The sequence below is a fragment of the Cytobacillus firmus DS1 genome (assembly GCF_000565285.1).
GTDB lineage: Bacteria > Bacillota > Bacilli > Bacillales > Cytobacillaceae > Cytobacillus > Cytobacillus firmus_A.
Map to the genome: position 1 here is coordinate 101114 of NZ_APVL01000015.1, position 10505 is coordinate 111618.

The window sequence follows — 10505 nt, forward strand, 5'->3', positions numbered from 1 at the left end:
TTCCTGGGAAATAGACTTTATTTTTGTCGAATATAGGAAAAGCGCAAGCGCCTTGCTCACGAAGGAAAGCAGACTAAGAGCGCCACATCCTGTGGCAACGTCTGCATGACCCCCATCCTCCCAAAAGCTTTCGCTTTTGGTCGTGCGATGATTATGCTGACGAAGCCTTCCTTGTCCTGGGGCCTCAAGCACAAGACGAGCCTTCCGGAAAGGCGTTCTTTGCCTTTTTGGAAGGATTGCCCGAAATGTGGAGGCGACTGCCCTTTCAAGGAACGCAGACTAAGAGCGCCACGTCCTGTGGCAACGTCTGCATGACCCGCATCCTCCCAAAAGCTTCCGCTTTTGGTCGTGCGATGATTATGCTTACGAAGCCTTCCTTGTCCTGCGGGCCTCAGGCATAAGACGATTCCTGTAAGAAGGCGTTTTTCCTTCTGAAAGGAAACGGCTTATGACCCCGAGTCCCTAGGAGCCGCAACAAGACAAGCTTGTGACCTCGAGGGGGTAGGCGCTGAAGCTAGACAGTTAACGATATTCAAAAATTTATACATTCTTACAAAAAAAGCTGATGGATTCCCATCAGCTCACCTTTTATCTTTTCTGTATTTCCTGCTGCAATAATTTGTTAACAAGCGGCGGGTTGGCCTGTCCTTTTGTGGCTTTCATAATTTGGCCGACTAGGAAGCCAATTGCTTTTTGCTTTCCATTTTTGAAATCCTCGATAGATTGCGGGTTCGCATCGAGCGTTTCACCGATAATTTTGAGAAGTGCGCCTTCGTCCGAAATTTGGACCAGGCCTTTTTCTTTTACGATTGTTTCTGGATCCCCTCCATTTTCAACCAGCTCTTTGAAGACTGTTTTGGCAATTTTGGAAGAGATCGTGCCGTTTTCGATCAGCTTAATCATGCCGGCAAGTCCTTCAGGTGTCAAAGCTATATCGGTTAGCTCTTTTTGTTCAGCATTCAAGTAAGCTGACAGTTCACCCATTACCCAGTTGGAAGCCTGTTTGGCGTCTGCCCCTTTATTCACAGTTGCCTCAAAGAAATCAGATGTTTCTTTTGTCACTGTCAGGACAGCTGCATCATAGGCAGGCAGCCCAAGTTCCTCAATATAGCGGTTCTTCCTTTGGTCCGGAAGCTCGGGAATCTCAGCACGGATACGCTCTTTCCACTCTTCATCAATATGGATATCAAGCAAATCAGGTTCAGGGAAATAACGATAATCATCCGAACCTTCTTTTACTCTCATTAGGATGGTTTTATTAGTTGCTTCATCATAGCGCAATGTTTCCTGCTGGATGGTACCACCTGAATTTAGAACCTCTTCCTGCCGCTTCTCCTCGTACTCAAGCCCTTTGCGTACAAAATTAAACGAGTTCAGGTTCTTAAGCTCTGTCTTTGTGCCAAATTCCTCCTGGCCGACAGGACGAAGGGAGATATTCGCATCACAGCGAAGTGAACCCTCCTCCATTTTACAGTCAGAAACGCCAGTATACTGGATGATGGACTTCAGCTTCTCCAAATATGCGTATGCTTCATTTGGCGTGCGGATATCCGGCTCAGATACAATCTCGATCAGAGGAGTACCCTGGCGGTTATAATCTACAAGAGAATATCCTTTTGCATGAGACAGTTTTCCTGCATCTTCTTCAAGGTGGATCCGCGTAATGCCGATTTTTTTCTTATAGCCGTCCACTTCGATCTCAATCCAGCCATGCTCGCCAATGGGCTTATCGAATTGCGAAATCTGGTAGGCTTTTGGGTTATCCGGGTAAAAATAATTCTTTCTGTCAAATTTTGTAACTGGTGCGATTTCACAGTTCAGCGCCATCGCAGCTTTCATTCCGAATTCAACTGCTTTTTTATTAATAACAGGCAGCACTCCAGGGTAGCCTAAATCGACGACCGTTGTATTGGAGTTGGGCTCTGCCCCAAAATGGTTTGGGCTTGCCGAGAATATTTTTGAATCTGTTTTTAGCTCAACATGTACTTCAAGTCCGATAACCGTTTCGTATTTCATGATTTTCCCCCCTTACAGTCCCGGTTTTTGCTTATGGAATTCTGTAGCCTGCTCAAAAGCATGCGCTACGCGGTAAACAGTGCTTTCATCAAAATGCTTTCCGATAATTTGAAGGCCAAGCGGCAATCCATCCGCGAATCCGCAAGGTACGCTGATTCCAGGCACGCCGGCAAGGTTTACTGGAATAGTCAGAATATCATTTGCGTACATGGTCAGCGGATCAGACGTATTTTCACCAATCTTAAAGGCAGGAGTTGGTGCTGTCGGTCCAATAATGACATCATATTTTTCAAAAACATTTTCAAAGTCCTGTTTAATCAGCGTACGCACCTTTTGTGCCTTTTTATAGTAAGCATCATAATAGCCTGAACTTAAGGCGAATGTTCCAAGCATGATGCGGCGTTTCACTTCATCTCCAAAACCTTCTGCACGGGTCTTTTTGTATAAATCAATTAAATTCTCAGGATCTGCAGTTCTGTAGCCATAGCGTACGCCATCAAAGCGAGCCAGATTGGCCGATGCCTCGGAGGATGACAGCAGATAATACGTTGCCAGTGCATATTTGGAGTGCGGCAGGGAAACTTCCTCCCATGTTGCCCCAAGTTTTTCTAACACCTTCAGGGCGTCCAGTACTGACTGGCGCACAACTTCATCTACACCTTCAGCCAAATACTCTTTTGGTACAGCGATTCTTAACCCTTTAATATCGCCAGTTAAGCTTTCTGCATAGCTTGGGACATCTACATTTGCTGAGGTAGAATCCATTGGGTCCACACCTGAAATAGCCTGAAGCAGATAGGCGTTGTCTTCAACTGTGCGGGTAATTGGTCCAATCTGATCCAAAGATGAGGCAAATGCAATCAGTCCGAAACGGGATACTCTTCCATATGTAGGCTTTAACCCAACAACTCCGCAGTATGAAGCAGGCTGTCTGATTGAACCTCCTGTATCCGATCCAAGAGAAAATAGAACCTCCCCTGCTGCAACAGAAGCAGCAGAGCCGCCGGAAGATCCCCCGGGAACTCTTTCAAGATTCCAGGGATTGCGGGTTACTTGGAAACCTGAGTTTTCATTGGATGATCCCATTGCAAATTCATCCATATTCAGCTTGCCGATTGTGATGGTTTCAGCATTATGTAATTTGGATGCAACAGTTGCATCATAAATCGGGTCAAAGTTCTCAAGAATCTTACTCGCACTGGTTGTGCGCAGCCCCTTCGTTACGATGTTATCCTTTACTCCGATCGGCATACCGAACAGGAGTCCTTTTGCTTCGTCCGTTCCGATTTTTTGATCCATTTTTTTGGCTGCTTCACGGGCTCTTTCCTCATCAAGCGTCAAGAAAGCCTGTACTTTGTCCTCTACTTCACCGATTCTCTTGTACGATTCACTGACAAGATCGGTAACCGTGATTTCTTTTTTATGTAAAAGCTGATGAAGCTCAGATACCTTATGATCAAATAAACTCACCATTTTCCCCTCCCTACTCAATAATAGACGGCACTTTTATATAGCCATCCAGATGTTCCGGCGCATTTTTCAAAACTTCTTGCTGTGGAAGCCCATTATTCGCCTTATCTTCTCTCAATACATTTTTCATATCAAGAACATGGGATGTTGGTTCAACATGATCTGTATCAAGCTCATTCAAAAGCTCTGCAAATGAAATCATTTTGTCCAGCTGTTCCATATAAGCAACAGCTTCCTCTTCAGTCATCGCAAGTCGCGCCAAGTGTGCAACATGCTTAACCTGATCAATTGAAATTCTCGACATAAATGCCACCTCCAAAAAATGAATACTGTCAATGCACAATTATTATGATCATACCAAACTTTCACGCGTTAAAGCAACACGCGAGAACGTGCTGTTTCAGCAATCTTCTGCTTATTTTACCATGAGTTGAGGGGGAAATGTGTGTTTGCATCTTTCTTTAGAGGATAAATGAAAAGCGAAACCGAATAAATGGGGATGTCATCAAAACTGCGAGGAGGTAAGATTATGGAATTTTTTCGATTTGATTCTGATGTCAGCAGGGAAATTAGTCAATTCAGCAGCCACAATGCCGGCATCAGTCCGATTATCAGAAACAAAACAGCTACAGTTGGGTGTATCCATCTTAAGGATAATAGTGTTTTAGGCATGCATCCGGCAGCATGTCCTCAGCTATTTCTCATCGTTGACGGCGAAGGATGGGTCAAAACTGCCGGCGGTGAACAAATTGCAGTCCAAAAAGGAACAGCAGTTTATTGGTCTGAAGGCGAGGAACATGAATCAGGCTCGTACCTTGGCATGACTGCCATTGTGATCGAAGGTCCTGATTTGGACCCGCATCAGTATCTGAAGCCTTTGTGATAGAAGCTGAGCACCTGGCATTGGCCAGGAAGTGTTGAGGTTTTGCGGGCATGTTATTGCTTTTGGCCGGAAAATCCTGCATTTCGTCGGGTATTTTAATCAATTTAGCCGGTAATTTCCGCATTTTGGCCTTTAAGTATGTAAAATGGGCCAGTATTACGATGCCTTCCCCCAATAATAGAGCAGCGTGGCAGACGCTGCTCATTTCCGCTTGAATAGTTTGGCAAACAGTCCGCCTTTTATCTCCTTTTTCGCATCTGCTTTGACCGCTTTCCTTTCCACAAAAATTTCCGGTTTATCAATCGCATAGTCATAGGCAAGAACCAGCCCGATCTCTGAATTATGTTCTTTGTTAGTGACAATTGTATATTCTACTTTATTGGCCGAAGCCAGTTTTATATATTTTGATAAATAGGAGTAGCTCATATTTCCATTCAGATAAAGATGAGCTTTGCTGTTGGCTTTGAGTGCCTCTTCCACCTGAGGATAGATTCCATCTTCCCTCATCTGCGGCTGCTTCAGGGCAATGATAACCCTCTCCCGAAGCGAACCAAGAAACTTGCGGCGCTCATCAGGCTTAGTCTGTTTTTGTCCATGAATCCCCTGTTGAAGATAATCATCTATATTTTCAGCCAATCGTACATCCTCCGTCCTTATATGACCTTTATGCTTTCATTGTATTCAGTATTATGCCCTATTTCAAATTTAGCTTATATAATATGTATGTTTCCGCAGCAGGTACTGTGCTTGCCTGTTAAGCAAAAAAACACCTCCCTTCCAAGGAAGAGAGGTGAAAATTAGGAGAATATACAAGGTAAAAAATCAAGTCACACAGGGTAGAAACTAAGCTTCCTGCTTTTCAGTGAACTGTTCTTCCTCGGTTGATCCCTTTAAAGCGGTTGTCGATGAAGTCCCGCCAGTGATGACCATGGAAACCTGGTCGAAATAGCCGGTGCCTACTTCACGCTGATGCCTCGTCGCTGTGTAGCCATGTGTTTCGCTGGCAAACTCGGCCTGCTGCAGTTCAGAATACGCAGCCATTCCGCGGTCTTTATAGCCGCGAGCCAATTCAAACATGCTATGGTTCAGCGCATGGAATCCTGCCAAAGTAACGAACTGGAACTTGTAGCCCATTTTGCCGAGCTCCACCTGGAATTTTGCAATCGTTTCGTCATCGAGCTTTTTCTTCCAGTTAAATGAAGGAGAGCAGTTATATGCTAACAGCTTGCCAGGGAATTTTTCATGAATGGCTTCAGCAAAGCGCCTAGCTTCTTCAAGATCAGGTTCAGATGTTTCACACCATACCAGATCGGCATAAGGAGCATACGCCAATCCCCGAGCGATCGCTTGGTCGAGTCCTGCTTTTGTCCGGAAGAATCCTTCAGGAGTACGTTCCCCCGTTATAAAAGGTGCATCATATGGATCTACATCGCTGGTAATTAAGTCAGCTGCGTTAGCATCAGTCCGGGCGACAATAACTGTCGGCACTCCCATAACATCCGCTGCCAGTCTTGCAGATATTAAATTCTTAACAGCAGTCTGCGTTGGAAGTAAAACCTTTCCGCCAAGATGGCCGCATTTCTTCTCCGAAGAAAGCTGGTCCTCGAAGTGTACTCCGCCGGCACCCGATTCAATCATGCCTTTCATTAGTTCAAATACATTCAGCTGGCCGCCGAACCCTGCTTCTGCATCTGCTACAATAGGAGCAAACCAGTCAATGGAATGATCCCCTTCCATATGATGAATCTGGTCAGCACGCTGAAGTGCCTGATTAATTCTTTTTACAACACTCGGAACGCTGTTGGCCGGATACAAGCTTTGGTCCGGATACATATTTCCGGACAGGTTCGCATCTGCAGCAACCTGCCAGCCGCTTAAGTAGATAGCCTTCAGCCCCGCCTTAACCTGCTGAACAGCCTGGTTTCCCGTTAATGCACCCAATGCATTGACGAAATCCTCTTCATTGACAAGCTTCCACAGCTTCTCTGCACCACGGCGTGCTAATGTATGTTCAATATCAATTGACCCTCTTAGCTTGATTACTTCCTCAGCCGAATATGGTCTTTCTACTCCACTCCAGCGTTCATCCATTTCCCAGCTTTCCTGCAGCTGACGCACTCTTTCATCTGCCATTTGATTAAATCCTCCTTTAAATTTAGAAAATCATCATTTCAGCAAGATCCCGGATGCAAAACATTTCTGTATTACAACAGAAAAAAATAATTTCTGTTATAAAATTAATCTATGTTGTTATAAAACAACTAAATATCTATGTTTTGTATTATATAACAGATACATTTTAATGGGAACCCCCTAATTAAAAAAATTCAAAATTTACTGAATAACACATCCCGCTTCATTGCAACTTCATCCTTTGTGCTATGATATAGAGAATTAGTTGTGTTTTGGAAATCATTCTGATGGATGAAGGAGAATGTATGGAAGATAAAAATCGCTCTTTATATAATTATCTAGTTGAAAAGGCCCCTGAAATGACGAAGGACTGGAGAGGCTTTCAGGTCGTAAAGGCAGGATCCGACTATTCTGCCGATGCCCCTCCGGAAAGGGCAAGGAAAGTTGAGGAGCAAAATACACAGTATTTTAGAACTGTAGCAAAGTCGCTGCTGCAGACAGAAGAAGAAATGAAGGAAACGATAGCCACTTGGACAAAACAGACTTCCGCTGATCGGGTTAAATCCAGAACATCCCTTGTCGACGTTCAGAGAAATCTTTCGATATTCCGAAAGATTTATTGGGTGCATATAAAACGTTTTGCTGAAACTGCCGAATTAGATATTCAAGCAGAGGATATTTTTCATTGGCAGGAAATTATTGATTATACGCTGGATTATGTAATGGAAACCTTCACCGAAAACTTTATGGATATATTGCTGAGCCAATTAAGCGCACAATCTATGTTAATTAAAGAACTAAGCACGCCGGTTATTCCCCTTTCCTCAGAAGTTGGGCTGCTGCCGCTCATTGGGGATATTGATACTGAAAGGGCCAAATTTATTATGGAATCTACTCTGCAGCAGAGTGTAAAGCTGGGGATCACCCATTTGATCATTGACCTATCGGGTGTCATCATGGTTGACACAATGGTTGCGCATCAAATCTTCAAGGTTATCAGCTCTTTAAAACTGACCGGTATTCAGTCAACCTTGCTTGGCATCCGTCCTGAAGTTGCTCATACAGCCATCCAGCTTGGAATTGACTTTAAGGATATAACCACTGAAAATTCTTTAGAGAAAGTATTTAAAAAATTAAATCTGTAAATTTTCCGGGACCTATGACAATTAGGTCTTTTTTTATTTATTTAAACCCTTCAGGTCACCAACTTAATTTTATTAATTTTGATGTATAGTTATGTTGTTATATGAGATATAACAGCAAATTAATGCGAAATTACGTATTTTTATACATTAATATCTTTGTAGTTTTTTAGATTTTTTGTCCTTCAATCTTTAATATGTTATGATAATAAACGTCTTTTCAAACCGGACTCTTCCCCATGCTATTTTTTCAACAAACACAAAACTGTATGTTACTGTATAAAAGGTGATTTTTCTACGAATTATTTTATGGGGATACTACAAGAAAATTGGAGGTGAACAAATGGATTTCACAATTGCGACCTGGCTTTGGCTTCTTATTCCAATGCCTTTATTAATCATACTATCAGGCATTTCATATTTTGCTGAAAGGAGAGGATAAATAAGTATGGATATAAATATACCAACGTTAATTGCCATTATTGTGTATCTGGTCGGCATGCTGCTGATTGGCGTGCTTGCAGCCAGAATGACAAAAGATTTATCTGATTATGTATTAGGCGGCCGAGGGCTGGGACCAGGCGTTGCAGCCTTGAGTGCAGGGGCATCCGATATGAGTGGATGGCTGATGCTCGGCTTACCTGGTGCCGTATATTTAGGCGGTATGGGAGAGATATGGCTACCAATCGGATTGGCTGTCGGCGCATATTTAAATTGGCAGTTTGTGGCCAAACCACTGCGTGTATACACGGAAGTAGCAAACGATTCTATTACGGTACCCGGATATTTTGAAAACCGATTCCACGATACTTCAAAAATATTGCGTGTTGTTTCGGCAATCGTTATTTTAATCTTTTTCACTTTCTATACTTCATCCAGCCTTGTCGGCGGTGCCATCTTGTTAGAGAACTCATTTGGGATGGATTACACACTCGCACTTTGGGTCGGAGCTGCTGTTATTTTGTCATACACATTGTTTGGAGGGTTCCTTGCAGCCAGCTGGACAGATTTCATTCAAGGAATTCTAATGTTCCTTGCTATGATTGTTATACCCATTGTTGCCATTCAGGAGCTTGGCGGATGGAATGAGACGATGCAGAAAATCGGATCTATGGATACTTCTTATTTAGATGTCTATTCCGGTGCCACTTTTGTTGGTGTAGCTTCACTATTAGCATGGGGATTGGGTTATTTTGGACAGCCTCATATCCTTGTACGTTTTATGGGATTAAAATCTACAAGTGATGTTCCAAAAGCACGTTTAATCGGTATGACCTGGATGATTATCTCCTTATTCGGAGCTCTGTTTGTAGGCTTTGCAGGTATCGCATATTTTGCAGATTCACCGCTGGCCAATTCCGAAACCGTGTTTATCATGTTTTCACAAGTACTATTTAATCCATGGGTAGCTGGATTCTTATTAGCAGCCATTCTCTCAGCAATCATGAGCACAGTTGACTCTCAATTGCTCGTTTCTTCAAGTGCATTGGCACAGGATTTCTATAAATCTATCTTCAGAAGAAATGCTTCCCAAAAGGAAGAAATGATTGTTGGCAGAATTGCTGTATTGGGCATTGCCATTATCGCTATCTTCTTAGGATATAACCCCGAAAGCAAAGTATTGGAACTTGTCAGTTATGCCTGGGCCGGATTTGGCGCAGCCTTCGGGCCAGTTATCATCCTGAGCCTGTTCTGGAAACGCATGACGCGTAATGGCGCCCTAGCCGGCATTATCGTTGGTGCTGTAACAGTAATTGTATGGGCACAGCTTACCGGCGGACTGTTTGATCTGTATGAACTGGCGCCTGGCTTCCTATTTGCAGCTCTGGCGATTATCGTTGTCAGTCTTCTGGATAAGGCACCATCAGCAGAAGTTCAGGAGCAATACAATCAATATAAATCAGTCCTAAAAAAATAATTGCAGAAACCCTCTTCCTATATGGAGAGGGTTTTTTGTATGTAAGTCGTTTTTCCAATACAGTAATAGTCTTCAGCTTGTATTTCCGGCTTAATTATTAAGCAGGAAATATATTAAATTACTTCTGCTCCAAGCGTCTTTGCAAAATGCCTTAAAGCCCACTCGTGGCCCTCCTGATCAAAGGATGCGACAGCATCTTTATAAACCACAGTTTTGAAGCCTTTATTATAAGCATCAACCGCTGTATGAAGGACGCATATGTCCGTGCATACACCAACCAGATGCACTTCCTCTATACCGCGTTCTCTCAGTTTAATCTCCAGGTCGGTTCCTGCAAATGCGGAATATCTGGTTTTGTTCATGAAATAAACATTTTCAGCTTCCTTGTTCGTTTCATAAACCTGCTGCAATGAACCGTAAAGATTTCTTCCTTCCGTGTTTCTGATATTATGGGGCGGGAATAAATTCGTTTCCGGGTGATGGACGTCTCCTTTATCATGAACATCAATGGCAAAAACAGTGAAATGCCCGCTTGCGATAAACTTTTTTGTGAGCTCTGAGATTTTCTTTTCCAAGAGCTGTCCAGGCTTTCCGCATGTCAGGGCACCGTCTTCAGCAACAAAATCATTTGTATAATCAATATTGATCAGGGCTTTAATTGGCATCTTGCATCTCTCCAATCTGCAGTTCTTATTTCATCATATACCTCATCGGGCTGAATAGCCATTTAAAAAAGAACAGCAACCAAGTTGCTGTTCCCGCCTCCAATTGGAGATTTATTAGTACATTTCAGAAGTAGTCTTCGCCTGCATGTGCAGAAGAATGTAGTCAGGGCCGCCCGCCTTGGAGTCAGTTCCTGACATGTTGAATCCGCCGAATGGCTGGTATCCAACAATCGCACCTGTACAGCCGCGGTTGAAGTATAAGTTTCCAACATGGAAGT

The 10505-nt window shown here is 43.3% G+C and carries 10 protein-coding genes; 3 read left to right on the plus strand and 7 right to left on the minus strand.

The features are described 5' to 3' along the window. Positions 1-588: 588 nt before the first annotated feature. Genes gatB through gatC form a run of 3 tightly spaced genes read right to left on the minus strand, consistent with a single transcriptional unit; the run spans position 589 to position 3790 of the window. Positions 589-2016, minus strand: a complete 1428-nt coding sequence (gatB, locus tag PBF_RS18370) for an Asp-tRNA(Asn)/Glu-tRNA(Gln) amidotransferase subunit GatB (RefSeq protein WP_035331773.1) — start codon at positions 2014-2016, stop codon at positions 589-591. Positions 2017-2028: 12 nt separating this feature from the next. After that, positions 2029-3486 carry an Asp-tRNA(Asn)/Glu-tRNA(Gln) amidotransferase subunit GatA gene (gene gatA / locus PBF_RS18375; protein WP_035331788.1) on the minus strand — a complete coding sequence of 486 codons (1458 nt, stop codon included), beginning with the start codon at positions 3484-3486 and terminating at the stop codon, positions 2029-2031. Between the two features lie 13 nt (positions 3487-3499). After that, positions 3500-3790: an Asp-tRNA(Asn)/Glu-tRNA(Gln) amidotransferase subunit GatC gene (gene gatC, locus PBF_RS18380; RefSeq protein ID WP_035331774.1), complete on the minus strand. Its 291-nt coding sequence runs from the start codon at positions 3788-3790 to the stop codon at positions 3500-3502. 225 nt (positions 3791-4015) lie between these two features. Between gatC and PBF_RS18385 the strand changes: the two genes are divergently transcribed. Then, complete coding sequence (locus PBF_RS18385) at positions 4016-4369, plus strand: cupin (protein WP_035331775.1); 354 nt, start codon at positions 4016-4018, stop codon at positions 4367-4369. Positions 4370-4570: 201 nt separating this feature from the next. On the opposite strand, the gene PBF_RS18390 is transcribed toward PBF_RS18385, so the two are convergent. After that, entirely contained in the window at positions 4571-5005 is a 435-nt protein-coding gene (locus PBF_RS18390) for a YueI family protein (protein WP_035331776.1), read from the minus strand. Positions 5006-5212: 207 nt separating this feature from the next. Beyond that, complete coding sequence (gene aceA, locus PBF_RS18395; RefSeq protein WP_035331777.1) at positions 5213-6502, minus strand: isocitrate lyase; 1290 nt, start codon at positions 6500-6502, stop codon at positions 5213-5215. A 305-nt stretch (positions 6503-6807) separates the two neighbouring features. Here aceA and PBF_RS27130 point away from each other — a divergent pair, with 305 nt between their 5' ends. Together PBF_RS27130 and putP are read left to right on the plus strand one after the other, a co-directional pair. Further along, complete coding sequence (locus PBF_RS27130) at positions 6808-7647, plus strand: STAS domain-containing protein (protein ID WP_035331778.1); 840 nt, start codon at positions 6808-6810, stop codon at positions 7645-7647. Between the two features lie 445 nt (positions 7648-8092). Further along, entirely contained in the window at positions 8093-9562 is a 1470-nt protein-coding gene (gene putP, locus PBF_RS18405) for a sodium/proline symporter PutP (RefSeq protein ID WP_035331779.1), read from the plus strand. Between the two features lie 113 nt (positions 9563-9675). On the opposite strand, the gene PBF_RS18410 is transcribed toward putP, so the two are convergent. Together PBF_RS18410 and PBF_RS25945 are read right to left on the minus strand one after the other, a co-directional pair. Beyond that, entirely contained in the window at positions 9676-10227 is a 552-nt protein-coding gene (locus tag PBF_RS18410) for a cysteine hydrolase family protein (RefSeq protein WP_035331781.1), read from the minus strand. Between the two features lie 114 nt (positions 10228-10341). After that, a partial coding sequence (locus PBF_RS25945; protein WP_152539703.1) for an aldehyde dehydrogenase family protein occupies positions 10342-10505 on the minus strand: 164 nt, incomplete at its 5' end.

Bases quoted from the DNA above. Each gene is read 5' to 3' on its own strand.
- putP (WP_035331779.1), top strand. From the start codon at position 8,093: ATGGATATAAATATACCAACGTTAATTGCCATTATTGTGTATCTGGTC.
- PBF_RS18385 (WP_035331775.1), top strand. From the start codon at position 4,016: ATGGAATTTTTTCGATTTGATTCTGATGTCAGCAGGGAAATTAGTCAA.
- gatB (WP_035331773.1), bottom strand. From the start codon at position 2,016: ATGAAATACGAAACGGTTATCGGACTTGAAGTACATGTTGAGCTAAAA.
- PBF_RS18410 (WP_035331781.1), bottom strand. From the start codon at position 10,227: ATGCCAATTAAAGCCCTGATCAATATTGATTATACAAATGATTTTGTT.
- PBF_RS27130 (WP_035331778.1), top strand. From the start codon at position 6,808: ATGGAAGATAAAAATCGCTCTTTATATAATTATCTAGTTGAAAAGGCC.
- gatC (WP_035331774.1), bottom strand. From the start codon at position 3,790: ATGTCGAGAATTTCAATTGATCAGGTTAAGCATGTTGCACACTTGGCG.
- aceA (WP_035331777.1), bottom strand. From the start codon at position 6,502: ATGGCAGATGAAAGAGTGCGTCAGCTGCAGGAAAGCTGGGAAATGGAT.